This window comes from Bacteroidia bacterium (assembly GCA_041391665.1).
GTDB lineage: Bacteria > Bacteroidota > Bacteroidia > J057 > J057 > JAGQVA01.
The window spans coordinates 953,050-979,266 of record JAWKNO010000001.1 but is presented as its reverse complement, the minus strand read 5'-3'; the positions used below and the strand labels follow the sequence as shown (position 1 = coordinate 979,266).

The 26,217-nt window shown below is 44.4% G+C and carries 22 protein-coding genes; 9 read left to right on the top strand and 13 right to left on the bottom strand.

Translation table 11 applies throughout. From position 1 onward, the window contains the following. Window positions 1-85: 85 nt before the first annotated feature. Window positions 86-2,113, bottom strand: coding sequence for an OmpA family protein (locus tag R3D00_04110; protein MEZ4772344.1), 2,028 nt, complete (start codon window positions 2,111-2,113; stop codon window positions 86-88). Window positions 2,114-2,207: 94 nt separating this feature from the next. Further along, on the bottom strand, window positions 2,208-2,942 hold the full coding sequence (locus tag R3D00_04105) for an ABC transporter permease (protein ID MEZ4772343.1): 735 nt from the start codon (window positions 2,940-2,942) through the stop codon (window positions 2,208-2,210). Between the two features lie 83 nt (window positions 2,943-3,025). Here R3D00_04105 and R3D00_04100 point away from each other — a divergent pair, with 83 nt between their 5' ends. The 4 genes from R3D00_04100 (at window position 3,026) to R3D00_04085 (ending at window position 6,559) form a co-directional block, all read left to right on the top strand. Beyond that, on the top strand, window positions 3,026-4,336 hold the full coding sequence (locus R3D00_04100; GenBank protein ID MEZ4772342.1) for a polysaccharide deacetylase family protein: 1,311 nt from the start codon (window positions 3,026-3,028) through the stop codon (window positions 4,334-4,336). 34 nt (window positions 4,337-4,370) lie between these two features. Continuing rightward, complete coding sequence (locus R3D00_04095) at window positions 4,371-5,384, top strand: GNAT family N-acetyltransferase (protein MEZ4772341.1); 1,014 nt, start codon at window positions 4,371-4,373, stop codon at window positions 5,382-5,384. Next, entirely contained in the window at window positions 5,339-5,989 is a 651-nt protein-coding gene (upp, locus tag R3D00_04090; protein MEZ4772340.1) for a uracil phosphoribosyltransferase, read from the top strand. Before R3D00_04095 ends, upp begins: the two co-directional genes overlap by 46 nt. Before the next feature lie 189 nt (window positions 5,990-6,178). Further along, window positions 6,179-6,559, top strand: a complete 381-nt coding sequence (locus R3D00_04085; GenBank protein MEZ4772339.1) for a hypothetical protein — start codon at window positions 6,179-6,181, stop codon at window positions 6,557-6,559. Between the two features lie 195 nt (window positions 6,560-6,754). Here R3D00_04085 and glpK read toward each other — a convergent pair whose 3' ends face one another. The 3 genes from glpK to R3D00_04070 form a co-directional block, all read right to left on the bottom strand. Further along, the gene (glpK, locus tag R3D00_04080) at window positions 6,755-8,251 is read right to left on the bottom strand and encodes a glycerol kinase GlpK (protein ID MEZ4772338.1); all 1,497 of its coding nucleotides are present in this window, start codon (window positions 8,249-8,251) and stop codon (window positions 6,755-6,757) included. Window positions 8,252-8,367: 116 nt separating this feature from the next. Beyond that, entirely contained in the window at window positions 8,368-11,382 is a 3,015-nt protein-coding gene (locus R3D00_04075) for a CHAT domain-containing tetratricopeptide repeat protein (protein MEZ4772337.1), read from the bottom strand. A gap of 11 nt (window positions 11,383-11,393) precedes the next feature. After that, complete coding sequence (locus tag R3D00_04070) at window positions 11,394-12,920, bottom strand: hypothetical protein (protein MEZ4772336.1); 1,527 nt, start codon at window positions 12,918-12,920, stop codon at window positions 11,394-11,396. A gap of 360 nt (window positions 12,921-13,280) precedes the next feature. Here R3D00_04070 and R3D00_04065 point away from each other — a divergent pair, with 360 nt between their 5' ends. Beyond that, the gene (locus tag R3D00_04065) at window positions 13,281-13,862 is read left to right on the top strand and encodes a sigma-70 family RNA polymerase sigma factor (GenBank protein MEZ4772335.1); all 582 of its coding nucleotides are present in this window, start codon (window positions 13,281-13,283) and stop codon (window positions 13,860-13,862) included. A 152-nt stretch (window positions 13,863-14,014) separates the two neighbouring features. Then, on the top strand, window positions 14,015-14,824 hold the full coding sequence (locus R3D00_04060) for a hypothetical protein (protein MEZ4772334.1): 810 nt from the start codon (window positions 14,015-14,017) through the stop codon (window positions 14,822-14,824). A gap of 229 nt (window positions 14,825-15,053) precedes the next feature. Here R3D00_04060 and R3D00_04055 read toward each other — a convergent pair whose 3' ends face one another. The 3 genes from R3D00_04055 to R3D00_04045 form a co-directional block, all read right to left on the bottom strand. Continuing rightward, a complete protein-coding gene (locus R3D00_04055; GenBank protein MEZ4772333.1) occupies window positions 15,054-15,401 on the bottom strand; it encodes a glyoxalase/bleomycin resistance/extradiol dioxygenase family protein in 348 nt (115 codons plus the stop codon). 57 nt (window positions 15,402-15,458) lie between these two features. Next, window positions 15,459-16,088 (bottom strand): macro domain-containing protein, encoded by a 630-nt coding sequence (locus R3D00_04050; GenBank protein ID MEZ4772332.1) that lies wholly within the window; start codon window positions 16,086-16,088, stop codon window positions 15,459-15,461. A gap of 87 nt (window positions 16,089-16,175) precedes the next feature. Then, the gene (locus tag R3D00_04045; protein MEZ4772331.1) at window positions 16,176-16,532 is read right to left on the bottom strand and encodes a hypothetical protein; all 357 of its coding nucleotides are present in this window, start codon (window positions 16,530-16,532) and stop codon (window positions 16,176-16,178) included. Window positions 16,533-16,697: 165 nt separating this feature from the next. On the opposite strand from R3D00_04045, the gene R3D00_04040 reads away from it, so the two are divergent. Next, complete coding sequence (locus R3D00_04040) at window positions 16,698-17,471, top strand: hypothetical protein (protein MEZ4772330.1); 774 nt, start codon at window positions 16,698-16,700, stop codon at window positions 17,469-17,471. A gap of 82 nt (window positions 17,472-17,553) precedes the next feature. On the opposite strand, the gene pelA is transcribed toward R3D00_04040, so the two are convergent. Next, window positions 17,554-18,666 carry a pectate lyase gene (gene pelA / locus R3D00_04035; protein ID MEZ4772329.1) on the bottom strand — a complete coding sequence of 371 codons (1,113 nt, stop codon included), beginning with the start codon at window positions 18,664-18,666 and terminating at the stop codon, window positions 17,554-17,556. 207 nt (window positions 18,667-18,873) lie between these two features. Between pelA and R3D00_04030 the strand changes: the two genes are divergently transcribed. Together R3D00_04030 and R3D00_04025 are read left to right on the top strand one after the other, a co-directional pair. Beyond that, window positions 18,874-19,695 carry a transcriptional regulator gene (locus tag R3D00_04030; GenBank protein ID MEZ4772328.1) on the top strand — a complete coding sequence of 274 codons (822 nt, stop codon included), beginning with the start codon at window positions 18,874-18,876 and terminating at the stop codon, window positions 19,693-19,695. Then, the gene (locus tag R3D00_04025) at window positions 19,692-20,495 is read left to right on the top strand and encodes a nucleotidyl transferase AbiEii/AbiGii toxin family protein (GenBank protein ID MEZ4772327.1); all 804 of its coding nucleotides are present in this window, start codon (window positions 19,692-19,694) and stop codon (window positions 20,493-20,495) included. Before R3D00_04030 ends, R3D00_04025 begins: the two co-directional genes overlap by 4 nt. A 161-nt stretch (window positions 20,496-20,656) precedes the next feature. Here the strand turns inward: R3D00_04025 and R3D00_04020 are convergent, their stop codons facing one another. From R3D00_04020 to R3D00_04005, 4 genes are all read right to left on the bottom strand, one after another. Continuing rightward, a complete protein-coding gene (locus R3D00_04020; protein MEZ4772326.1) occupies window positions 20,657-21,013 on the bottom strand; it encodes a helix-turn-helix domain-containing protein in 357 nt (118 codons plus the stop codon). A gap of 12 nt (window positions 21,014-21,025) precedes the next feature. Next, window positions 21,026-21,319 (bottom strand): type II toxin-antitoxin system HigB family toxin, encoded by a 294-nt coding sequence (locus R3D00_04015; protein MEZ4772325.1) that lies wholly within the window; start codon window positions 21,317-21,319, stop codon window positions 21,026-21,028. Between the two features lie 356 nt (window positions 21,320-21,675). Further along, entirely contained in the window at window positions 21,676-25,149 is a 3,474-nt protein-coding gene (locus tag R3D00_04010) for a T9SS type A sorting domain-containing protein (protein ID MEZ4772324.1), read from the bottom strand. Between the two features lie 286 nt (window positions 25,150-25,435). Next, the gene (locus R3D00_04005) at window positions 25,436-26,197 is read right to left on the bottom strand and encodes a hypothetical protein (GenBank protein ID MEZ4772323.1); all 762 of its coding nucleotides are present in this window, start codon (window positions 26,195-26,197) and stop codon (window positions 25,436-25,438) included. Window positions 26,198-26,217 lie beyond the last annotated feature (20 nt).

Below are 26,217 nucleotides of genomic sequence, written 5' to 3'. Positions count from 1 at the left end.
CTTTCCCTTGGTATAGCACAAACACAAAAAAAAACGGTGCAATTAAAAAACTGCACCGTCTGTATTTAGTAGTTACCCTTAGGGGCTATTCAAAATCAATAGAAGTGATTCTAAACTCTGTGCGGCGATTTGCCTGCTCATCATCGTCTGAAAGTTCAGGATAGATAAGAGGATCAGATTCGCCAAATCCAAACCAGGACAGTCTTCCGGGTGAGATCTGATTATCGGCCAGATACTTCACAACGGCTCTCGCACGGTTGTTGGAAAGCTCTTTATTGTACATTTCCGTTCCGTTTGAGTCTGTATGTGAACCCATCTGAATCATAATATTAGGATTATCATTCAGGATTTTGATCAAAAACTCCAGTTCGTCCAAAGCATCTGGGCGGAGGTAGTATTCATCAAAATCATAATAGATATTTTGCAGTACAATCGCCGAATCGATCACAATGGGTTCGAGTTCTATATCGATATTTTTTACCAGTTCAGCATTCCCTTTAATCCCTTCGGTAGAAACTTCTTCTTCATTGGCGAGGTATTCGGGAGCATTACCCAGGATTTTGTATTTTTTCTCTTTTTCAAGTTTTTTAAACTCATATCGGGCTGACTGGTCGGTACTAAACATGCCCAGTTCGGCGATAGAGCCATCTTCGAGATATTCGTAAAGCGTGGCTGTAGCGAAAGGAATCGGCTGTTTGGTTTCTTTATCTCTTACCAATCCTTTTACAGAAATATCATAGATAGGTTCTGGATAATAGATTGCGCGCCCCCAGTAAATATCATCACTTCCCATACCGCCGGGGCGGTCAGAAGTAAAATAAGTCAGAGAGTCGTCCATCCAGTAAGAGCCAAAATCGTTGTATGTCGAGTTGATCGGAGATCCGAGGTTAATAGGATCGCCAAAAGAACCGATTGCACCTTCTGAATAATAGAGGTCATAACCACCAAATCCGGCAAGACCTTCAGAAGCGAAATAGATACGGGTACCTTCTTTGTTGATAAAAGGTGAAGCTTCATTGAAGGCAGTATTGATGTTCCCTTCCAGGTTTTGGGGTTCAGACCAGCCACTGCCGAGTTTGCGGGAATACCAAATGTCGAATCCACCTTTGCCTCCCCCTCTGTCGGATACGAAGAGAATCGTTCGCCCATCAGGAGTGATAAAAGGCTGGCGGTCGTCGGTAGGAACCTGTTTGGTTTTACCACGGGAATTTACGATCACCTCTTTTTTACCGGCGAGACCTTCGATGACGCGAGGTTTGCCCCATTCTTTTTTTACAGGATTGTAGCGTGATTCGTAGATACTACAACCGTCCTTATTTTCTTTACTGTTACAGATCGCAAAGTACATCGTGAGACCATCGCCACTGAAAGTAGCGGGCCCATCGTTGTGTTTGGTATTGATCAGCTTGTAGGGAAAACGAGTAACATCTGCACCGAAGGTAGAGTCATTCTCTTTGACGATATAGTAGATGTCAGAATCTTTGGGTTCACCTGTAACCTGATTCCTTTTATTTTTTTGTTTTTCCAGTGGACGGGAGGAAGCGAAACTGAGGAATACATCTTCCTGGCGTTGATCCAGATAGGATACAAAACGATCACTGGCAGTAGAGTTAAAAGAGACAGGTTTTACACGGAATGGCGGAGGCGAGGTGAGCGCCGCTTCAGCCAGGTCACATCCTTCGATTTCAAGCACCGCACGCTGATAATACTCATCCTGCGTTTTGTGGCGGGTTTTAAATTCTTCGAATGATTCTTTGGCTTTCCGGTAATTGTTCAATTTTTTGTAAGCAAGGCCAATCTGAAGGTACACCGTATCATTACGATCCGGGTCAACTTCACTGGCTTTGCGAAACCAGCGGAGTGCTTCCCGGTAGTCTTTCAGATAGTTATTTACCCGACCGAGTTGGTAAGCAGCCTCAAAATTGTTTTCATCCTGAGCCAGCACCTCCTTATAAAGTTCTTCAGCACCTACAACATTGTAGCTGTTGAAATAGAGGTTGGCTTTCTTTAAAAGCTTGTCAGTTTTGCTCTGACCAATGGCCCCAAGCGGCACCGCAAGCAGAAAAACCCCCAGGAGAAAGGCATAAAGCCGTATGATTCTTTTTGGTGTCATAGGATCGGAGGTGTTAATTTCAGAAAAGCGGAATATATAGAGCAGGTTAAATACGTAAGCAAACATAGAAAAAATACCGTTACTACTCAACGTTTTAGAATAAAATTATCCATAACAGGAAATCTCCGGCTAATATACAAACGGATGAAATCACAAAACTAGCGATCGTAGCTTTTCCTACGCCTTTGGAGCCGCCTTGGGTGTGAATCCCCATAAAACAGCCGATAAGGGCGATTATCATCCCAAAAATTGCGCCTTTAGCCAATCCACCCAACAAATCCGAGACACTAAAAAAAGTACGTATCGAACTGAAAAATACCTGTTTGGAAATGTCCAGAAAATAGTCGGAAACAAGGTATGAACCAATTACGGCAATCGCAACCGCAAATAAAGTCAAAAATGGCATCATCAGGCTCAAACCCAAAAACCGGGGTAATGCAATGTATCGTATCGGGTCAATAGACATCGTCCGGAGCGCATCAATCTGCTCAGTAACTTTCATTGAGCCGATTTCTGCGGTCATCGAAGCGCCGATCCGCCCGCTGATTACCAGTGCGGTAAGTACGGGGGCCATTTCCATCATGACAACCCTCACCACCTGGCCGCCCAGGACTGATAACGAAATCATACCTTTAAACTGATAGGCTGCCTGCCATGCTATGATCGCTCCGGCAAATAATCCAATCAGCGCTACCAGCGGAATGGATTTCACGCCCATATGATCCAACTGATAAGCAACTCTTTCACGGTCACGCAAGGTATATCTGAGATTCACCAGCAAACGCCAGATCAGATAACCAAACTCGCCCATTACATGAATCACTTTCATTTGATGTCAATATTGTCGGTAAATTACTATATTTTCCGATGTAATTGATATTGTCAGGCCCAAATTCATATTCCGGGACCATTATGATTCAAATTCTTATCCCTGCCAGCACTCCCCGGCTGAGTTTTACCCTGGATTTGATCTTTTCCCGGATCATAGGCATCCCTTACGAAATCATCCCGCTTAGCGAATGGCATGCCGGACAGGAAACGCCACTGATCAATTATACCCAACTCATCATTCCTGAAGCTTTTTCTATCCCCAATGCCGGGATTCACAAATCAACTGATATTCTGCCTGTAGATGTACGACTGGCAAACCGGGAAATTCCCTACCTGTTTCACTATAGCGCCAGTGGCTCTTCTTATCAGCTTGAATTTGATATTTTTTCGGCAGTTTTTTATCTGGCGACGGATTACGAAAAGTATATTGAAGCTATTCGCGATAGCCATGATAGGTTTGATCTTATCCAGTATCCTTCCAACGATTATGGATTACAGGCGCTTCCGCTGGTACATATTTACTGTGAGGAGTTGTGGGAAAAACTTTGTCTTCAGTATACCAGCCTGGCTTCCAGTCGAAAACCACCTGTTTTTGATTACCGCATTACCTGGGATATAGATTTTCCGTGGAAATATTTTCACAAAGACCCACTCACTCATATCGGTGGGTTCTTCAAGGATATCCGGGCAGGTGAATGGAAAAGACTGAAAGAACGCACCCGGGCGTGGCTCACCGGCAAAGATCCGAATGATTCTTTTTCACAAATCTATTCCCTTTCGCCTCCGGACAAAACGATATTCTTTTTTCTCATTGACCGAAACGCGCAACAGGATAGTAGATTTACCTGGAGAAACCCCCACCTGCGCGCATTGATCCGCTATATTTCAGATCAAGGATATACCACTGGCATTCATCCTTCCTATTCCAGCTATCTCGACCCGGTGCGAATACAGGAAGAATGTCAGCGCCTCCGGGAAATTACCGACAAACCCGTCACCCATTCCCGGCAGCATTTTCTTAGGTACCGGCTGCCCGATACTTTTCGCTATCTGGCCGAAGCAGGGATTGAGCAGGAGTTTACTTTATGCAGGTTTCAGGAAGCGGGGTTTCCCTGTGGCATGGCGGTGCCTTTCCCCTGGTATGACCTGCTGAAGGATGAAATGACCGACCTGATATTGTGGCCTACCCTGGTGATGGACCGCACACTTCAGCAATATTTGGGCCTTGGCCCGGAAGAGGCTGTGAAACACTTCCACAAACTGCTGCAAATCACGCGCAGATATAAAGGAATGTTTACGATTCTGTTGCACAATGATGTATTGAGTGAGTCAGAAGAATGGAAAGGATGGCGGGAACCTGTCTCAGCATTTCTCAAAGAGTTGGCAGGATAAATACTAGTAACGATCTTTACCGAAAAACAAACTATTGGGGGCAATCACCGCGCATATTCTCGATCATAGCGAAATCACCCAGGCCAGGTGGGACGAATTTGTCATTCAGTCACCCCAGGGTTCGCTCTATGTGTCGTATGAATATGCCAGCCTGATCAGGCCCGACTGGAAAGCAGTGGTTGTGAGTCAACACAATCAGTGGCTGGCTGTCATGCCCTTCTGCCAAAACCGAAAATGGCGGTATCTGTATATGCCACAGCCGATGTTTGCACAGTATTGGGGGATATGTTTTGTGCCGATGGAAAACCTTTCACTGCGAAAACAGCTCCTTTTGAAAGAAGAAATCATTGTCAAAATTATCGGACAGATTCAGCCCCACCATCTGATTATTCAAAATTTCTCCCCAGACTTTGACTATCCCCTCCCCTTTCACTGGGCGGGATTCGAACTCAAAACCCGGTACACCTATCACCTTGACATCAGGGGAGAGCTATCTGCGCTTTGGCAAAATACCTCATTAAACATAAGACGGAATATCGGTAAAGCAGAAAAAGCGGGGTTACACATTGCACCTCAGACAGATGGAGAGAATCTGGAGAAACTATTTCGCGTCAACCGCCAACATGGACATAATATCGTCGGCAATGACGAGGAGAGTTATCGCCGGGTTTTGCAGATCTGTGAATACCTTATCGGGAGTGGAAAGGGAAAAGTACTCGGTGTAAGTACGCCAGAGGGGAAGATTATTGCGGCGGCGGTTTTTGCCTTTTTTGGAGAAAAAACGCTATACCTGATGGGCGCTTATCATCCGGAGCATGCAGACTCAGGTGCCGGAGCGATGCTGATGTGGAAGGGAATTGAGGTAGCAAAAGAAAAAAAACACCTGATTTTTGACTTTGAGGGGTCAATGATAGAAGGAGTTGAGCATTTTTTCAGGAAATTTGGTGCATTCCCCGTACCTTATTTGCAGATTTACAGAAACCATTTACCCCATTTACTCAGATGGATTCAAGAGTTACGATCGTCGGAAAGAAAAACTCATGCCTGAGCCAGATGCTCTACGAGTTGCGGGATATGAATATCCAGAAAGACAGGATGCGATTCCGGACAAACCTCGAAAGGATTGGCGCGTTGCTGGCTTATGAGATCAGCAAGGAGCTCACCTATCAGGAACAAACCGTTACGACACCGCTAGGAGAGCTCGAAATGAACCTTCCTGCCAAACACCCGGTGTTGGTTTCTATTCTCCGGGCCGGCGTACCACTTCACAATGGATTGCTGCAAATGTTTGATCATGCAGACAATGGTTTTATATCCGCTTTCCGGCAGCATACTTCTGAAAATGAATTTGTGGTAAAGGTAGAATACACGGCAATTCCTGACGTTACAAACCGCGACCTGATATTGATTGATCCGATGATTGCCACCGGAAGGAGCATTATCCTAAGCTTAAAAGAAATTTATAATATGGGAATACCAGAGCGGTTATTTGTGGCTGGGGTGGTTGCCAGCGAAGAAGGGCTTGAATACGTACTTCGCCATATGCCCAATGCAAAGATATATGTTGCAGCCGTTGACAACGAGCTTACCGCCAAATCTTACATAGTCCCCGGGCTGGGTGACGCAGGAGATCTGGCATTTGGCCCCAAATAATGCAACTATGCATAACACTTTTCGTTCTTAGTATTAGTTAAGTACATTTCCCTTTTATAAAATTTTTATCCCGAGATCTTCCCCAATTTTATGTTGAGTGGTATCATATCATTGCTTTTGCTTGAATTCCATTTCGAAATGATATGGGTTTACCTGTCCGTGTTTTTGGTTGCTTCAGTAAAATTTGCAGTGGCAGCGCTTATTGCTATGGGCAATCCAAAATTTGACTTTTGGGAAATTATCGTAACTGCCGGCGGCGGTGCCATTGCGGGTTCTGTCGTGTTTGTTTATTTCGGCACCCAGATTAAACGTTGGGTAAAAGCAAACTTTAAGCGGAGTACACCTACCAGTTTTGCCCGAAGGCGGCAGATTATTAAAATATGGAAACGTTATGGACTGCCGGGTGTAGCATTTCTTGCCCCACTTATTTCTCCCATGATCAGTATAGGTATTGCCGTTTCATTTGGTGAAAAACCGCGCAGGATTATTACGGCAATGTGTGTAAGCATACTCAGCTGGTCTCTGGTCATGGCCTCCTTTAAAGAAGTCATATTAGCCATAATCCGGTAAAACCGGTAACCTTTCAATAATGGCGATTCGGGTGACCATCTCAACCACTCGCCTTAAGAAGTTTGGCTGTCCCATTACAACCTCCTAATTTGAGGGCTGTAATTCTATTTCACCGATCTGGTTGGCAGACGGTGAGTCCCCCAAAGGGAATATTTTCGACAAAAGGCCTGGCGAAAGTGGTATCGCCGGGCTTTTTTATTCCTGTTCCCAGCCCATACTGCGTTTTACCGCCTCCTGCCATTTTTTGTACAGCTTTTCACGATTTGATTTTTCCATTTCCGGAGAAAATCTGGCATTTATCCGCCAGTTGTCTGAGACTTGTTTCATTTCCCAATATCCTACTGCGAGCCCGGCGAGGTACGCTGCCCCCAGGGCGGTGGTTTCGATAATCTCGGGCCGCTCTACCGGTGTGTTGAGAATATCTGCCTGAAACTGCATCAGGATATTGTTGGCGCAGGCACCACCATCTACCCGAAGGGTAGTTATTGGTGTTCCGGAATCCTTCTGCATTGCATCCAGCACATCTCGTGTCTGGTAAGCCAGCGACTCGAGGGTGGCGCGTACAATATGCCCTTTGGTCGTACCTCTTGTCAATCCGAAAATTGCTCCCCGGGCATACATATCCCAATAAGGTGCACCCAGACCGGCAAAAGCAGGTACAACATATACCCCGTCATTCTCCGGCACCTTCATCGCAAAATACTCAGAGTCTTTTGCCTCATCGATGATTTTCAGCCCATCGCGCAACCACTGAATCGCGGCGCCTGCAATAAATATACTTCCTTCCAGCACATAGTTTACTTTCCCGCCAATACCCCAGGCCAGGCTGGTGATCAGCCCTGATTGGGAAAAAACAGGTTTATTTCCGGTATTCATCAGCATAAAACACCCTGTACCGTAGGTATTTTTGGTCATACCGGGCTCAAAACACGCCTGGCCAAAGAGCGCAGACTGCTGGTCCCCCGCTACCCCTGCAATGGGTATTGCGACTCCGTCAAATATCTGCGGATCGGTTTTGCCAAAGTCGCCACTTGAGTCTCGAACTTCCGGAAGCATCGACACGGGTATATCCAGTTCATTGAGCATACGGTCGTCCCACTTCAGATCGCGGATATTGTAGAGGAGCGTACGGGAGGCATTGGAGTAATCCGTAGCGTGAACATTTCCACCCGTAAGATTCCAGATCAGCCAGGTATCTACTGTGCCAAAGAGAAGATTGGCAATTTTTATGTCGGGATTATTGACTGCGATATAGTCGAGAATCCATTTGATTTTGGTGCCGGAAAAATAGGCATCAATCACCAGTCCGGTCTGACTGCGTACATAATCAGTAAGACCGCGTGACTTCAACTCGTCGCATATGCCCGCCGTACGGCGATCCTGCCATACAATCGCATTATAAACCGGCATTCCGGTAGTTTTATCCCATACAATCGTAGTCTCCCGCTGGTTGGTAATGCCTATGCCGGCAATTTGCTGGGGAGATATGCCATGTATCGCCATTACAGATCTTGCAACAGCAAGCTGGCTGTTGAGAATTTCCATCGGATCGTGCTCTACCCATCCCGGCTTAGGAAAAATCTGGGTAAATTCTTTCTGGGCAACGCCAATGATATTGCATTTTTTGTCAAAAATGATAGCGCGGGAACTGGTGGTTCCCTGGTCTAATGCGAGTATGTAGGAGTCTTTCATAAGTAATTACAAACGAGGAATGACAAATAGGAAATTGCACAAGGAAGGGGAAATTCGCACCATTTAGCTTGTCTGTTTCTCTTTCCTTATCGCAACAGGCCAATATATAAAGAATTTTATATTTGTTCCTGTGGTTTGCGGTGATTTAAAAAAATAGCCAACCCCAATATGCCAAGAATAAGGCCGCCACCTACGAGGAAAAATAGCCAGGTATAGTCCTCCCTAAAAACAGGTGTATCATCCCCTATCATCACAAATGTGGACCAATAGAGCGGATTGATTCGGTTGGATGCGGCACTTTGCAGGTATTCGGATTTGGCATTGTGCAGTGCTTCATCTTTGGACTGACCTTCTTTCACATTCGCATAAAACTTTTCCATAATCTCGCGGGTGGACTGGTCGTCGGCTTCCCAAAGGCTCATCACTACAGCCGGGCAACCGGCAGCCCGAAATGCGCGGGCCAGACTCATGATGCCTTCCCCCCGGATCAATTTGCCCAAACCTGTCTTACAGGCACTTAGTACAGCCATTTCTGCCTGAAGATTGAGTGTAAAAATTTCATATGTGTGGAGAAACCCATCATTCTGCCCTTTCCCTGTATTTCTTTCAACCTGGCTAAATGATTCCGGTGTCTGAGAACGAGCATTCTGCTGATCAGAAACCGCTTCCATCCCATTTCCATATGAAAATACCAACCCTGAGTATAGTGGGTCTTCTTCATTGGTGAAGCCATGCATGGACAAGTGCAGGATACGGTAACGGCCTGCGGAAGAACGAAAAGCAGCTTCTGTAGCATCTTTACCCATAAAAGCCTCACCGCCAACCACACGGATAATACTTTCTACTTCCGGCTGGTTGTATTTCAGGTTGTTGAATGCGCGCAGATCATTGAGACGAAACGAACGGCGAGCCTCTGAAAACCAACCTTCTCCATAGGAGGGGGCATATCCGCCCAAAACAACGGATGCCGCATTGTTTTGTGGGTTTTTGACCATGCTCAAACCAGCAGAGTATCCGTAGCTGACGATATAGTCATTCAGGACATAATCAAGCGTACGAAAACCGCTTTTGCCTTCGGCTGATGCCGTAAGCAATACATCAAAGGGAAGATAACCCAGGAGTCCGTCTGGGATAATAATCATTTTTCCGGGACGGGTGCGATTTGTCTTACTTTCAGGCAGTACAGGTGCCAGCAGTAAATTGTACAGCTTGTATGCAAGGCGCACATAAGCATGGTAATACACAGCGGCAAGGGCCTCATCTTCCGTCTGTTGGTAATCACCTAAAATCAGCCTGAGTGAATCGATCTTTACGGCAAGATTTACAGAGTCCAGACGCAGGGTATTGCTGCGAATGCCTTTAGCGTCAATCGCAAGAATATATAGCGAAGATTCTCCCCAGAAATATTGAATCATCTGCGCATCTTTTCCCGCCAGCCAGGGTTGAACTTCGGAAATATGGCGGCGCGATGCCAAATCCTTTAACTGGTACCAGTTGGCGTACTGAGACTTGAGATGAGACTCAACCGAATCAAGCGAAACCTGCAATTCTGAGAGCCGGTTTTCCCAAAACCCGATCATCTTTTGGTCAGCAGTGTCTGCTTTTTGTTTTTCCTCAAAAATCTGCCTTTCAAAAAAAATACGGGCATTTTCTAGGTCATTTCTGCGGTCGAGCAGGGGTTGGGGAATGGCACTGGCTTTTCCGGCTTCAATTTCGCTGAGTGATTCTTTCAGCACAACCGACTTGCTCTTTTCAAAAAATGAAAATGCAGAATCCAGCCATGATGGTTCGCCTGTGGCCTGGTACAGTTCAAATGCTGTGGCAATTGCATATTCATGGCGCCGGATGCTTTCTTCCTGGAGTTTGAAGCTGGAAGATTCGTAAATATATTCGGCTCGCAGGGCATCCTGTACACGAATAGATTGCGTATAGTGGGTATATGCATTTTTTAGCAAATTCTGATCGGGATTCTGCTTCCAGGCAGTCCATGCGACTGTGCCCATGCCTTCGAGAGCTTCCATCAGCACATTATCAGCCATATGGCCGGGGTTCTGAAGAGTTGTGGTTTCATTCTCCGGGAGAACGGTTTTCAGTGCCGAATAGAAAAAGTCTTCGGCTTCCGTATATTTTCCTTCGGCCAAAGCAATTTCACCTAATGCCTTATAAATTTTTCCAGCCTCGCGGCCAGGCTTACCACCATACATTTTCCCACTGATATCCAGCGCACGGTAGAAAAAGTTTAAAGCTTCACTTTTTTTGCCGAGCTGTTCATATACTGACCCAAGGATTGCATACGCACTTTCCAGATATCTTAAGTTGGGTTTTGGGGCAGCATTGATTTCTTTAATGCCTTTCAGAACCAGCGGCAGGGATTGTTCGTTTTCGCCGAGAAGGCTCAACGCATCTGCTTTATTGATCAGCAGAAGGCCTTGTGTATTGTTGTCTGTACTCTGAAACAGCAGCGCCTGATCGTAGAGGTTAAGGGCAGCTTCGGGATTATTTTCAAAGCGGTAAACCATTGCCAGATCGCTCATTAAAGCCGCTTTTTTAGACAGGTCGGGATAATCATCGCAAAGTTTCAGGGCAGACTCCAGCAGCAAACGGGCTTTTTCATATTCACCAAACTGTGTGTAAAGGTTGGCGAGCGATTTCATAAGTGTGTAGCCATGGCGGCAATCAAGTGTAGTATGGTTTCGGGTAATCTGGAGTGCCCGTTCGTAGTCTTTTTTTGCGAGGTAATAGTCTTTGGTTTGTTTGCGATAATATCCTCTGTTTGCATATATGGTTGCTGTCTTCTGGTCTTCGGGCCACCATACTTCTTTTACTGCGGTATCGAGCCAGGCAAAGGTCTCATCGTCCCGTTCTTTTTTAAATAGCTCCCAACAGATATTGTCGAGACAGTTCCACCACAATACAGGCTGATCTGCCGCCCGGAAATGAAGGGACGCCTGTCGGTACAATTCTACCCGGCAGTCCTGGTCGGTTTCTTCCTTTGCATTTTGAAACAAACTCACCCCTTTGAGGCTGTCTGCTTCTACTGGTGTCCGGGCGCAGATCGTCAGTCCTGACCCTCCCAGGAGGATCAGGACAAGGACAGCCCGAAGACTGTCCTTTTTCCTGAAAAAATTCATGGTGTTGTGATTTATGCGGTTGTTTTTGTTTTAAGCGTTACGACCCATACGGCAAGCAGGAATGCAGCGAGTGCCAGGATAAACACCAGACACCAGTACACATAGTTTGTAGCACCGCCTTCGCAGTCCAGACATTTTACCACGGCAGGGTCGGTGGTGAGACTTTCTGCACCAAAGTTGATGGTCGCGGTCGTTGATATTTCCTGGCAGGCAGTGGGAGTAAGCGTTTGCACAGTAAAAATGATTTTACCTTCAGATTTTTTCGGATCGATAAGATTTTGCCCCAGCCCCAGGAGGTTGGCCTGGGAGAAAGTAAATCTTGCCGAACGTTTTCCATTGACGAGCACATCTTTTTCTATCTGAAAATTGGGTGTACCGGGATCATTGTTGGGGGAAATCACCTCTCTTTTGAGAAGCGTAACTTCTGAGCGAAAGGTCGCAGGATCGACTTCTGCCGGGTATTCAAAGGTTACGACCACATTATCTTCGGGCGCATCTCCTTCATTTTGGAAATTGATGGTATAGGTAAGAGTCGTAGGCGCATTGCCGTTGGGTACCTGCTCGGGGAAGACAATCAGCCCGTTGGGGTCGCGGCTGGAAACAACCTCCGTTGAGTACAGTTTGGATGCCCAGATATCCTTATCGGGGTCAAATGCACTGCCAATATTTCCGTTGGGATCCTGGCGCCCGGTGACCATTCCGAGGAAATACAGAAAACTTTCAGATTCAGCCTCAGCTTCAACCACAAAATCCACAAAAAACAGCAATTCTCTGGATTCCTGCCGGTTGCTGTAGTCCCATTTCAGCCGGGCGTTGTAAATATCCCATTCTTCCGGAATCATCGGATCGGCACCGGGAACAACAGGCGGCTGAGGCTCCGAACCAGTAACCGTTCCCAAAGGAGGGGAGACAAAGTACAGCGGATGCACACGACCGAAAGCGCCATTGGAACGAGGATAGACCGGACTGACAAAGGTGGAGTTGAAGTATAAATAGACTTCTCCGTTGTCTGCGCCTACAGGTTTTCCGTTACTGGTCATCAGATCATTGACGGCCACTACCAACTGGATCGTATCACCGATTTGCACCCCTACATCCCAACTGGAGAATATTCTCATCTCAGCGGTATCGGGGAGGTAAGATGTCGGCATAGGTGCGGTACCCGTGTTCTTTTTGCTCACATTAATTTTTTTCCGCATCATCACAGGTTTATCATCCTCACTATATACCGGCGTGACAGATACTTTTACCTCAGCCTGAAAAGCGACCGTTCCCTGAGCATAAGGGTGAGTAATATCCACATTTGCCCAGTTGTTGGCCTGGCTGGCCCGGAGAGTGTCAAACATCCCGTCTCCCCATTCAATAAAAACATAATAGAAAGGAGGTCTTTCGAAAGTCTGGGCCAAATGCACAAAGTTGGTAACCCGGACTCTGGCACTATTGGTTCCCTGTGTAATATTCACAGTTCCGCCTGCGCCCTGAGACGAGATCGTCAGAAGGGTGAGGAATATGGAGAGAAGTAAAACAATCTTTCTCATAACAATTAAGCATTTAGAAAAAAACGGGTACTCTAAATTATACGAATTATCTGATTAAACACAAAATAAGACAGACAGGGAGTTCGCAGCACTTATCGATGACTAATTTTCAGATTATAACCAGAAAAAAAATGGAATATTATACTTATCTTAAAATTGAAGCGTTGGAAATAAAAAATCTGAAAGCACACACACCCCGGACAATTTTTTTTTACGTTTCATCTCTCTCTTACCCATCTGTTGCTTTTTCTCCATTAGACGGAGCAGGTATATACTCCTGACTATCAATGGTAAATTTTTGTTAAGCAAACTTTAATTCGCAAGTTTGTAATGTCAGACCTATCTGAATAGTTACCTACAATGAGAATCACAGACGAGGAGATCATCCAGGCGATACTGACCGGAGGTGCCAAACGGGAAAGGGTCATCAATTATCTTTATGATAAGGCATTTATTGATATGACCCACAAGATTCAGACAAAACTTCATCTGACAGAAGACGAAGTGAGAGACGCCTATTCTGACGCTACGGTAAAACTGGTGGAGCAGATTATCAAAGGCAATTTTCGGGGGGAAAGTAAAATTTCCACCTACTTCTACCGAATCCTTTACAACAAATCGGTGGACAAGCTCCGGGCACGTCCTTCCCATGCTACAGGCATCAAAACGCTGCCTGTGGAGGACTTTACCCATCAGCCCGACCCGGCAAAAAACATTCTGGACATGCTCGAAGTTGATGAAAGCAGGCGCTCTATACGCGGGTTTCTTCAACAGATCGGGGCAACCTGCCAGCAGATCCTGCTCGACTTTTACAATGGATTCAGCATGGAGGAAATCGCAGGGCGCACCGGGCTGAAAAATGCAGAAAGCGTAACCAGCCAGAAATATAAATGCTTTAAGAAACTAAAGGAGATTATGGAAGAAGCCGGGGTAAATACCTGACTTTGAATCTTTTTCTTACATGGGAGTTGAGGTAAATCAAAATCTTGCGTCACATGAAATTGATTTTTTACCGGTAGAAATGTTTTACAGTGCTGTATGTTGGAAGGAACGTCCGGGGTACAGGCAGACAACTCCCTCAAATTTATGTGTTTATGATGTCGGAACAAGAAACCTATAACCTGATAGAAAAGTACCTGAGCAATGAGCTTTCTCCGGGAGAAGCGGCGGCATTTGAGGCCAGGTGTAAGGCAGATCAGACCTTTGCCAATGAAGTCATTCTTCATACCCTGGCCAGGGAAGAAATTCATGCCACTTCTATGGCACAATTAAAAGCCAGGCTCGATGCGCGTTTTACCCAAACAAAGCAGACGCATATTGTGGATATGCGCCGTACCCGCCTGCAATGGACAATGTCGATTGCTGCGGCTATTCTCCTGCTTTTCCTTGGGGTGAGGTTTTTGCCAGGCATTCTTTCGCCTTCCTACTCTTCCGATCAGCTGTACGCGATGAATTTTAATGTTCCCGAACTACATGACGATACGGTCAGGGGGACAAACACTGATTCGGGAGATTCTGCGGCAAGTAGTGCAAATGCACTTTGGGCACAGGCCATTCAGGCGATCAATGAAGGGAAGCCGGCAGAAGCCGTTTCACTATACCAACAACTCATGCAGGACTCTGCCCAGATGCAGCGGTCGCCCAGTGCGCTCAATTATCAAATGGGCATTGCCCTGATGCTCAGCGACAGACATGCTGAAGCGATCCCCTATTTTGATCAGGTAAAAGCATTTGACCAGAAGCAGATGGCGGATTGGTATAAAGCCCTCGCCTATCTGAAAACCAATCAATTGACAGAGGCGCGTGCGCTTCTGGAAGCCCTATCCAACGACCAGGAACAAACTGAAGACCGCCGCAAGCAGGCAGGGGAAATTTTGGAAAAGATTGAGAGGATTCAGGAGTAGGGTTACAGGAGTCTCTGCTCTGAAAGTAATCCTCCGCGGCCTTTGCGTTAAACCGTTTGTGTTAGAATGGATTTTCTGCAAGCTTTCTGCAAGCGATATTTTAAACGCAAAGCCAGCAGAGGAGTCGCAAAATGATATTTCCATCAGACTGGCCGCAAAGTTGTTATAGTTTGCTCCCAGGTTTTTCAGGAGGTGATTTCCCAACAGCAATACCATTGACTGAGTGTATTTACTTATTTTTTAATTCTATTTTCCTTCCGTCTAAATCCTGAACTACAGCAATCTGTCCCCACTCCGTATCCGACATGCCTGATTCAATTTTCCAGTTTGAGTTTTCTAATTCTTGTATTTTCAGATCTAAGTTTTTGATTTCGAATCCAAGCCTTACAGAATTGTCAGCCTTTTCCATGGATTTTGTCAACGGATAGATTTCAAAAACCAATCCATCATTTTCTGCACTATAATGAAATGATCCTTTCCCATGTTGATGGTAGCTGAATGTGAATCCCAGAAGCTCATACTGCTTTTTGAGTTTTTTAGGATCACTTGTCCTGATTACCAATAGGTTCAATTTCATTTTTGGCTATCCCTCGAAGACACTTGAGAAACTGTTCATGCGTTTTTTTCTAAATGTTCAATTGTTCTCTCTCCCAAAATTATACCCCATCTTGCCTCCATATGTTATTTCAAAATGACGGCTTTGGGCGACTTGCCAGTTTAATTCATCAATCGGGTTAATAAAATTTTTATATGCAAGGGACATTTGGCGGGCTGCTTCTATAAATGGCATCCGACCTGTAGCGGTTCCTAAACCCGGACAAACTACACTTTGTATCGGGCTTGAAGCATTTTCTTTGTTATATCTATTTACGGCTTCCAGCATAGCTTTCATAGCTAAATAAACATTATCTGTACCATTAATAGGCATAGGTACCCGCATGGTGGGTGTATGGGCAACAAATTGGTTCTGAGGATTGTTTACCGGGATTACGAAACTGGTTCCAACTGGCTGTTCTCCAAAATACTCTTCAATAATTACTCGTTGAACCCTTTTTTCTAATTCCGGGCCGAAGAATCTGATAATTGCTAAATCTACTCCCCCATCCATTAAACCAAAGGAATTTGCTGCACTTACCATACAATCAAATTTTTCAATTTCCTCAAAGTAGCCATTCACAATTTTGACTTCAGGGAATTGAGCAAATGCCTGTTCCCATTTTACACAAAGTTCTTCTTTCGGATCTGTCAATATTAAATTAAACATCAATTTTCGATTTCTTATTTATAGAATAGAAAACCACCATTCGATCAGTAGCGTTTTCCAGAGGCAGACTCAGCCGGTATTGGGTGTTTATTTCTCACTCCGGTCTGTACCATTGATATTTCCACTCTCTTCATCAGTATTTTTGGATATTAGAACCATAACCTGAAAAGCCAATATTAGCCAGTAAACAGGGAAGAGGGAGAACGTGTACGCCAATTCAAAATTATCCATTGCCGGCCCGTTTATTGCGACATTTCTACTAACTTCTCTACTACTTGACATTAGCGGCAATACAATCCCAAGCATTAAAAAAAGAGAGCCATTTACCAGGCAAGAGGACTTCAGTTTTTTCCAAAAAACAATGTTTACAACTACAAGTATGACAAAAATCGTAATGTCAACGCTGTCGATTAATGCCAATATATCTGTTAGTGCTCTTTCCATTAGTACCAGCTTGTAATCAGTTTTTAATTTACAAATTATCCCGGAAAGTTATCCCTGGTTGCTCCCTGATTTTTCCGGGTTTCATATGGGCTTAGGCAAAACATAACGCCCGTTTAGTTTTTGTTTCTGACAGTATTGTTTATTTTCACAAAAAATCAATCCCCTATGCGCTTTACCTATACTTTCCTCCTGATTGCTTCGCTTTTTCTGGCAGCATGCACTTCTACCTCTACCAGCCAGTCCGATACAAATACCGTTGCCGGCAATCCGCCTGCTGAAGGATTTGATGCCGCTGGTTCTGACCCTCAGGCCATCGCCCTTGCCGATTCTGCCATGGACGCCATGGGTGGCCGTGCAAACTGGGATGCCACCCGCTATATCAAGTGGGACTTTTTTGGCAACCGCACCCTCACCTGGGACAAATACGACAACCGGGTGAGAATCGAAATTCCCCGTGACAGTATGGTCATATTGGTCAATACCAATGACGTAACTGGCAAGGTATTTCAGGGCAGTACAGAGATGACCCATCCCGACTCGCTCGCCAAATTTCTCGACAGAGGCCGCCGTATATGGATCAATGACAGTTACTGGCTGGTCATGCCTTATAAGTTGAAAGATTCAGGGGTTACACTGACTTATGCAGGAGCAGACACTACCCAGGACGGAGCTGCCGCCGACAAGCTGGAGCTTAGATTTAAGGAAGTAGGCGTTACTCCACAAAACAAATACAATGTCTGGGTGGACAAAACCAGCCATCTGGTAACCCAATGGGCTTACTACGCCAACGCCGACGATCCTGAGCCGCGATTTATCAACCCCTGGCTTGACTACCAGACTTACGGAAAAATTATTTTGTCGGGCGACCGCGGTGGCCGTAAGCTCGAAAATATCGCCGTTTTTGACCAATTACCGGAAGCAGTGTTTGAAACCAGGTAACAGGAAGCGATTTCCGCAATAATTATAAGCCAGCGAATTAATGGCAACAGCCTGTACAGCGCAATCGTACAGGCTGTTTTAGTTATTCCTCATTTCGCTTTTTTTCCCAGTCCGGGTATTTTTTCAGAAGGGCTGCGGGCTTTTCTGTGTACCAGGCGTAACCATTGCGGCGTTCGTAGCCGATTTCCGCCAGCGAGCTTTTTTTGATCCCGTCGCGGTCGCAGAAAAAGGGTTTCCCCGTTTCCAGATCGTAAAACCGTGCCCATACAGGTGTCGCCGCTTTATCTTCGACAACAACCAGATTCTCCTTTCCTTTTTTGTCTGTCACCTTTTCCAGCTTTATACCTTCAATTTTGTGGGCTTCAAACCACTTGATTGCACCGTTTATAGCCGCTACCACATCATCGGAAGGATGATCTATGTCCATCAGCAAATCTACAATCCCCACAGATTCGCCACCGCTAAAAGATTCGAGTTCGTAGCTCCGGGCTTTTGCAGGAGCGAGCGAAACAGGGTCATGCTGAGCACACCAAACGGTCTGCTTCCCATTGGCTATGATTTGAGTTTTGAGGATACATTCTATCCCTTTTTCAAATGCCTTTTGAGCTTTTTCTTTTACTTCACTATCCAGTTGAAAAGCCGCATACGCCTCTTCGTCGGAATATATTTCTTTCAGCAGTTGCATGACATCCACCATGGCATTGTCATTATAGGTGATGTATGCAGAATAATCGACACTTACCCCTTCGCGGAAAGGGAAAAACTGCGGCCAGCCACCATTGGCATATTGTGCGGCAAAAATATAATTCAGCCCTCTCTCAAAAGCCTGTTTATATCGTTCGTCATTGATATTTGTATAAACTTTTACCAGAAACCGCAGCTCGGTTGTCGTTGCGCCATTGTCGAACGTCGCGCCAGTTTGGGCCATATTTTTCACAAAATCTGCCTTTTCCTCTTCAGAAAAAATATGGTGGTACGGTTTGTTTTTTTCCCATCCGCCCACCTCCTTTTGGGTAAGCAATACGTTTTCTGCCACCCGCTTCGCCTCGTCGGATCCATACCATTCGGGAGGCATTGCGGTAGCCACCTCGCGCCAGGACTTGTTGAGGTAGGAATCTCCGGAGCCGTCCTCCTGGGCCTGGAGAGAAAAAAATGAGAGAAAAGCAATCAGGGAGGTAAGGAAAAGAGATTTCATGGGATGGGATTTAGGTGAAAACAACGGGATACAAATATAGACAGGAAAATTTTGAAAACGGTTCAGCTTAAAGCAGCCTCAGGGGGGTAACTGAGCAAGGGCTAATGCTAACCTTTCGGTTACAATCAGTAACATTTTAACTAAAATAAGGAGTTTTTACTTTATATTTTGTATCATTACAGTCAGTTTATTCCTGACATTAAAGCTATGAAGTATAAAAATATTTCAACGCAATCAAATAGACTTTTATCCTATTTCAATAATCAAAACATGGCTTGCTTTGATTACTCTTTAGCTTACAAAGCGTTACCGAATTCTCAACCAGGAACTGTGCGGGAGTTACTTAGTGATATGACAAGACGGGGTCTGCTTATGCGGTTGAAAGAAGGAATATACTATATCATCCCCTATGAAGCAGACGCAAAAACATTTATGCCCGACTGGCATCTGATAGCTGGATATCTTGTGAATGAGGCACCATATTATATTGGCTATTATTCCGCATTGCAAATCCATAATTTGATTACACAACCCTCTTTGAAAGAACAAATTGTTGTTTCAAAACAAATCCGTCCTTCGGAAATCAGGGTTAAAGAAGTTCCATTTCAATTTATCTACCACAATGAGAAACATTTTTTTGGGGCAAAGAAAATTTGGATTGATAGCTTCAACAAAGTGATATGTTCTGATCTAGAAAAAACGATTATTGATTGTTTGTTTAAGCCCGACTATGCAGGTGGAATTGTGGAGATAGCAAAAGCGATATTCGCTTCAAAAGAAAAAATAAAGTACGACCTACTGTTAGAATATGCCAGAATATTCAATTCTCAGGCAGTTATAAAACGATTAGGATTTCTATTGGAGACTTTTGAAATCAATACAAATATCATTGACGATTTACAAAAGTTGAAAACGGCTTCCTATATCGTCCTTGATACTGAATTACCCAGGTCAGGTAGAAGAATCAGTCGTTGGAGCATTCAACAAAATTTGGAAACAGAAACGATTAAATCAGCAATTTACACATGATTAAGCCAGGAGAAATACAACAGAAAGCACGAGAAGCAGGCGTTCGGGACCAACAGATTGAAAAGGATTATATCCTATCATGGCTACTGTTTGGCATTTCTAAACACAAACAACTTTCAAAAGAAATTGTTTTTAAAGGTGGCACAGTCTTGAAAAAGGTATATTTCAAAGATTACAGATTTTCAGAAGATCTCGATTTTACACTGCTCAAAAATGAAATTCATAATGGGCAAATTTTTGAATGGTTCAATGAAATGTTTGAATTTCAAAAAGAAGAAGCCAACCTTACTTTTGAAATTATTGACAATAATGAACACGAAGACGGTGGTATAAATTTCTACATCAGCTATGTTGGCCCGCTCGGTGGACAAGGTAATCATAAACGAGCAAAAGTTGATATTTCCCGCAGTGAAGTAATGGTTTTTGCCCCTGTAAAGAAAAGCGTTTTTATTGACTATACCGATTTAGAAGATCATGAACTATTGTGTTACCCGCTGGAAGAAATATTAGTGGAGAAAATGCGCTCAGTAATGCAGAGAATGCAGGCAAGGGATTTTTATGACATCTGGTATTTGCTGGAAGAGCACGGAATGGAGGTTGATTTTTATGCAAATGCGTTTAAAAAGAAATGTGAAAACAAAAGTTTACAAGCTACAGATTTTTCTAAAAAACTTTCCGAACGATTACCTCAATACAAAGGTCGGTGGCAAAGTTCTTTAAAGGAACAGATTAAAGATTTACCTGACTTTGAGCAAGTAAGTCGGCAAGTTCAAAGACATCTAAAAAAATGTGAATTCTGATCTACCTGGAATGCATTTATAGAAATTCCCCCCTACTTATCCAAGCCTGCGAAATCCCTACTTTATAAAGTCCGTTGAGGCTACGAAAATATTGCTTTATGCACAAAGACCCGAAGAAGTACCTGGCAAAGTTTATTTAACAGATTCTGAACAGACTCCACTTAGTAGTCCTGTACCAGAATTTCAGTAGGAATTTTCAGGCTGGAATGCAGTTTTCGGATCATTTCAAGTGTCAGTTTTCGTTTCTTACTGAGGATTTCGCTTACCCTGCTTTTATAGCCAATAATCTCAGCAAGATCCTTCTGCTTCATTCCCATTTGCTCCATCCTGAATTTAATGGCTTCAATAGGATCAACAGTACCAATAGGATAATGCTCATCTTCATATTTCTCAATCAGCATTCCCAAAATTTCTAATTCATCACCCTCCGGTGAGCCTTTGGGTGTATCAAATATTTCTTCCAGACGAGCCAGGGCATTTTCATAGTCTGCTTCTGTTTTTATGAGTTTAATATTCATTCTGGTAAGTGATTAAATTGTTGTGGGGTCAATTCCATCATATTCTTTGTGGGTACCAACAAAACGAATCCAAACCATTCCATAATCATAACTTATCTTTACAATTAACCTGTAGTGGTTCCCCTTAATATTAAATATCACTCTATTACCTTGAATAAAACTCGCTGATGGGTATTCCCGCTTTATATCATTGGGTGTTTTCCAATCCGCTTTCAATGCTTCATTAAACCAGGCCTCTAATTGCGCCTGTGAATCAGCATGTTTTATCCAGAAATTTCGTAATGCCTTTTTTGCAATGACTCGCATCAACTGTTATTTGGTACGGCAATATAGGAAGATTGTTCCCAAAATGGTAACAATTTATACAAAAAGACCCGAAGAAGTACCTCAGCATTATTTTTCATATGGGCCGGATTTCCTGACTTGGGCAATGGCAGAAATCCATGCTGCAAACAGAATCGAATGGCTTTAGGCGTTGTGCCAGTCAGTCTTTTGAAGGCTGAATTTTCAGTGCTTCAGGGATAATCAGATGAATATAATTGCGTAGCTGATCATCTTTAAAGGCGGAAACCGACCATTCTGTCTTGACTTTCATACCATAAAGTTATGAAAATCAAATATGGTTTGCTAGTGGCAAGCCTGGCAAAATTTGAGAAGCAAACCTATCGCACCATCACTTTTCCCAAAAATCGCTCAGTACCGATTAATTCAATAAAATATATTCCCGCGGCAAATCCTGAATTATTTATGGTAAAACTTTCTGTTTGCTCAGGCTCATAATGAACAACCAATCGTCCCCTGGCATCAATCATATTTAATTCCACCGGAAACAAGTCAGGATTATAAAAAGAAATCACCAGCGATTCGGAAAATGGGTTAGGTGCTATCCGAACTGACTGAATAAAATTATCCCCTCTGTTTCCAGAATAAACATCAATCTCCCTGATAATCGTATCACTTTGGCATTCATTCGTGGTAACTAGCTGAATCTGATATGTTCCGCTTTTAGAGAACCGATGATCCGGATGGATTTCGGACGCTTCATTGCCGTCTCCAAAGTCCCAAAGCCATGTTTTTCCATACTGTGAAAGGTTTGTGAAATTCACTTCCAGTTCTTGTGCTTCAAATGAAAAATCCGATACCGGATTAAATTTAACCGGGACATATACAGAATCTGTATCGCTAAATCCGAATGAATCAGTAACGGTTAGATAATACCATCCGGATTGGTTAACCTCGTCCATATCCTCTACATCAAAAGAATTGGATATGCTCCCTGTTGGCTTCCATTCGTATTCATAAGGAGGCATTGCCGGAATGAGCAACTGAGCAGTGAGCAGATCTTCGGGACAGAGAGAGTCTGCCGGTTCAATGATTTCAACTTCCGGATAATTAAAAATAGTATTCACTACTTCATTTGTGATAACTGGTTCGTTAAAGTCAAAGATGATGGCAGCACTGTTCTTGATTCTTGTGCCAATAGGTAGATTCGGTCGTTGTTTGAGTGAAAACTGAATAAAACCCTTACTGCCTTCCGGGTCAGAAGCAGAATCTGGCAGATTGATATTCGCAAAGGTGAATACAAGCTGTTTATCCAGCTCAGCAGTTACGGAATAGGGATGGCTGAAAACCCCTGGGCTAAAAGTAGAAATATCAAGGTTATCATCAATCAGATCTTTGATGATCACATAATTGGCTGAAAATGTACCTGTATTCTGAAAGCGAATGGTGTATTCCAACACACTGTCTGTTACCTGAATAAACCCTTCAGTACCTATTCCCGCAGGAAAAACCTGTTTGTCATTAGGGTCGTACGGAGCAAAGGTTGGTTGGGACCAGGTTTTCGTATTATTTCCCGGGGTAAAATCTCCGGCAATGGGATAAATAGCTACAGACGTGGTAATGGACGAAATAACAGGCACTACTGCAGGCAAAAATCCCTGTACAAGAATAGTCTTGTTCTGTCCGGGACTTAAGTCTGAAAAAGACCAGGTAACCGTAGAGGTTGAGGGGTCATAACTTCCTGCTGGCGAACTGGAAACATAAGTCACTGCACTATCCAGAAATAATGATACAGTCCCATCCATGGGGATAGTTCCCGTATTGGAATAATGGATAAGGTAATAATGTGGGTTTCCAGGGACGAGATTTCCCCCAACAAAACCATTTATCTTCAGATCCTGAATGATTACGGTATCAATAGGGAAGTCAATACCTGTCGTGTCATCATCCGTACTATTGAGGATTAGTGTCTGAGTATTTCCCGGACTGCAGAGTGCCGGAGGGTGAGCAGTATTTGTATAAGAAACAGATACCGTCCCGGTGTTACAAATAAATGAATAGTTGCCACTCGAATCCGTAAACACGCCTCCTCCCGGATTAAAATCAATGAAGGCATTTACCAGAGGATAATCAGTGGAATCGAAAACACAGTTGCCATTGAGATCAAGATAGGCTTTCCCAGATACCGAGACAAAACAGGAATCAGGTTCTTCCAGGATAAAAGTCTCGTGTTTCACACAATTCCCCGAATCAAAGATATACAACGTATATCCTCCGGCAGGGATATTGACCAAAGAAGAAGTAGTATCGCCATTACTCCAGGTAAATGTATAAGGCGGGGTTCCACCGCTGATATTGGTAATAACAGATCCTGTAATTGAATCACAATCCGGCTGAATCAGTGTTGATAAAATAGATATATCTTTGGCATCTACCCAAAATGTGTCTGTAAAAACTGTACCTGTGGAATCTGTTGCATAAACCCAGTAAATGCCAGTGGGAATACCCGAAAGGTCTTCGGTTGTATCTCCATTGCTCCATAAGTACTGGACAGGTGGAACCACGTTGAATAGGGTGATATCGATTCCTCCGGTGCTGTCATTACAATTGCTGGGAAAAGTCTGGTAAGCAATACAAGTGTTTGCAACCTCAATAAAAATCGTTTTTGCATCTGTGGAACTGATCAAACACTCATTATCACTTACAGAAAAGGACACGGCGTATATTTTCCCGATATCCTGTATTCCAGGCATCCAGCTAACCTGAAAAGTGGCAGGATTGTTTCCCACAATATTGACCCCGACATTCGGAAGAAGCCCTGATATATTACTAAGAAAAGTAAGACTATCCATGGGATTCACATCAGAAGCAACAATGTCAAAATTTAAATTTGTTCCTGCACATGCCCTGATTTTATCAGGAGAGTCAAGAATACCTCCAGCAAGATTCTGAATTCCCGAGAGTGTTACCGGGCTTGAATTTTGGCAATCCAGAACCGTCACCTGAACATCCCGGGTTAATCTTCCCATAAACTGTCCGTTTCTGTACTCATCCAGATTAATACAGATTACGCCTACCTCGAGTCCGCCGGAAGGATTGGGAGTCAGACTTAAAAAACCTGTTAACGAATCCAGATGGACATTCCATCCAGTGCCCATAGGCTGAAGGTAATCGTAACCCGGGTTATATGGTACAATTACCCCGGGCCCATCATAGCAGGGTCCTAAAGAATATACCAGGCTATCACCATCCGGATCCACGGCTCCCTGATCGAGAATAATAGGCTCACCAGTGCATATATAGGAAATGGGAGGCTGATTAAACACCGGAGATTGATTACATACTGATGAGGATAAGTCGATTAGCATTTCCTGATAAAACCCCTCATTGGCGGAACCCGAAGTTATCGCCCCGTTTCTGCAGCAGATCGAATAGGAAACTTTCACGCTATTACAACCTGCCCCTCCCCCATTGCAAAGATTGTAATCTACATAGTAGTACCCCTCTGTAACGCCGTTTAATATGCCTCCGCCATTACAACTAGTACTACTCAAAAGCTGCGGACAAATAGGCGTTACTTCGGTATTCTGAACAAATACCCAGGATCCGATGATCTGAGGATTAAGACCACAACCCGACGGCACGGTGACAAAACTGAAGACAGGTTGTTCCGTCTGGCCTGGAGGAAGAGTAGTTGCTCCCCCGCTACAGTCATAATAGGCTTTGTGGTGGAAGCGATAGGTACAGGTTCCAATACACTCATACGTCATCTGAACACCCATAAAGTGAGTGGCAAACAGGGAATTGAAAGAAAGAGTCGTCAGGCTGAAGAAAAGGATAAATCGTGCTTTCATACAGGGTTATTTTGAAAGGGGTTTTGGATCCTACTTTGCACAGGTCTCTATCATTTTATTAAAAAAGAGAATGATTAACATATCCAAAGATAATTCCTCGACAAATTCAAGCCAAATACCCTCCCCAAAAACAAACAAAATACCTCAAATGCTGGTGATCTCAATCTGTTGTATCACCTTTTTAATACTATCAATTTATAATGAAGTACTCTTTAAGACTGAGGACGCAGAATATTGTTCGGGAGAAAAATATCATTCACTTTATCTCAAAACCCCGCCTATCCCCCTACTCCCCCAACAACCGCTCCGCAGCCTCCTTCCGGTAATGCCCCGGATAAGCCACCACAGCTTCGAGGGCTTTTTTAGCTTCTTCTTTCTGTCCGGCTCTGATATGGGTAAGGGCCTTATACCACAAGGCCTTTTGCCCGTAGGCGCTGCCGGGAGGTACCTGGTCGTAAGCTGCGATGGCGGCATCAACATGGCGGCTGGCATCAGTGCCTCCGGCCAGCAAGGTATGGCTCAGTCCGAGGTAAAGGTTTACCTGGGCACTCCCGGTCAACTGACTATCGGCAAGGGCGGCCTCAAACAGGGGAATGGCCGCTTCGTAATTACGGCTGTTAAATGCCTCGGCAGCGGCTTCGAGTATGGCCGGAGTTTCTGCTTCCCCTGACCGGTATCCGGTGAAGGGTTCTATCACGCCGATATTTTCGGCAAAAAGTTCCTCTGATGATGCCCCTGGCCTGAACAGCCAGACAAGGCCAAACAACAATACAACTACCGCTGCGGCCACACTATACCATATCGCCGAAGGAAAACGGCGGACAACCGAATCACTGGTTTCTGATTCTCTATACAGGTTTTTGAGTTCTGCGCTGCGCTGGCTTCGGGCATAACTGCGGGCCGCGTATTCGGCCTGGGTATGGGCCTTTACCTCGCGGGCAAATGCGGGGTCAGTCTCACACCTTCGCTCAAAAGCCTGCCTTTCCTCCTCAGTTAACCGGTTTCCGAGGTAGGCGTCAATCAGGGTAAATATATCCTCACCAGCCATAAAATTGGGTTAAGCAACGT

What these genes read in the sequence shown, in the direction of transcription:
- glpK (MEZ4772338.1), bottom strand. Translation starts at nt 8,251, where the DNA reads ATGAAAGACTCCTACATACTCGCATTAGACCAGGGAACCACCAGTTCC.
- R3D00_04070 (MEZ4772336.1), bottom strand. Translation starts at nt 12,920, where the DNA reads ATGAGAAAGATTGTTTTACTTCTCTCCATATTCCTCACCCTTCTGACG.
- pelA (MEZ4772329.1), bottom strand. Translation starts at nt 18,666, where the DNA reads ATGAAATCTCTTTTCCTTACCTCCCTGATTGCTTTTCTCTCATTTTTT.
- R3D00_04100 (MEZ4772342.1), top strand. Translation starts at nt 3,026, where the DNA reads ATGATTCAAATTCTTATCCCTGCCAGCACTCCCCGGCTGAGTTTTACC.
- R3D00_04030 (MEZ4772328.1), top strand. Translation starts at nt 18,874, where the DNA reads ATGAAGTATAAAAATATTTCAACGCAATCAAATAGACTTTTATCCTAT.
- R3D00_04025 (MEZ4772327.1), top strand. Translation starts at nt 19,692, where the DNA reads ATGATTAAGCCAGGAGAAATACAACAGAAAGCACGAGAAGCAGGCGTT.
- R3D00_04020 (MEZ4772326.1), bottom strand. Translation starts at nt 21,013, where the DNA reads ATGAATATTAAACTCATAAAAACAGAAGCAGACTATGAAAATGCCCTG.
- R3D00_04110 (MEZ4772344.1), bottom strand. Translation starts at nt 2,113, where the DNA reads ATGACACCAAAAAGAATCATACGGCTTTATGCCTTTCTCCTGGGGGTT.
- R3D00_04075 (MEZ4772337.1), bottom strand. Translation starts at nt 11,382, where the DNA reads ATGAATTTTTTCAGGAAAAAGGACAGTCTTCGGGCTGTCCTTGTCCTG.
- R3D00_04005 (MEZ4772323.1), bottom strand. Translation starts at nt 26,197, where the DNA reads ATGGCTGGTGAGGATATATTTACCCTGATTGACGCCTACCTCGGAAAC.
- R3D00_04105 (MEZ4772343.1), bottom strand. Translation starts at nt 2,942, where the DNA reads ATGAAAGTGATTCATGTAATGGGCGAGTTTGGTTATCTGATCTGGCGT.
- R3D00_04065 (MEZ4772335.1), top strand. Translation starts at nt 13,281, where the DNA reads ATGAGAATCACAGACGAGGAGATCATCCAGGCGATACTGACCGGAGGT.
- R3D00_04055 (MEZ4772333.1), bottom strand. Translation starts at nt 15,401, where the DNA reads ATGAAATTGAACCTATTGGTAATCAGGACAAGTGATCCTAAAAAACTC.
- R3D00_04045 (MEZ4772331.1), bottom strand. Translation starts at nt 16,532, where the DNA reads ATGGAAAGAGCACTAACAGATATATTGGCATTAATCGACAGCGTTGAC.
- R3D00_04050 (MEZ4772332.1), bottom strand. Translation starts at nt 16,088, where the DNA reads ATGTTTAATTTAATATTGACAGATCCGAAAGAAGAACTTTGTGTAAAA.
- R3D00_04015 (MEZ4772325.1), bottom strand. Translation starts at nt 21,319, where the DNA reads ATGCGAGTCATTGCAAAAAAGGCATTACGAAATTTCTGGATAAAACAT.
- R3D00_04010 (MEZ4772324.1), bottom strand. Translation starts at nt 25,149, where the DNA reads ATGAAAGCACGATTTATCCTTTTCTTCAGCCTGACGACTCTTTCTTTC.
- R3D00_04040 (MEZ4772330.1), top strand. Translation starts at nt 16,698, where the DNA reads ATGCGCTTTACCTATACTTTCCTCCTGATTGCTTCGCTTTTTCTGGCA.
- upp (MEZ4772340.1), top strand. Translation starts at nt 5,339, where the DNA reads ATGGATTCAAGAGTTACGATCGTCGGAAAGAAAAACTCATGCCTGAGC.
- R3D00_04060 (MEZ4772334.1), top strand. Translation starts at nt 14,015, where the DNA reads ATGATGTCGGAACAAGAAACCTATAACCTGATAGAAAAGTACCTGAGC.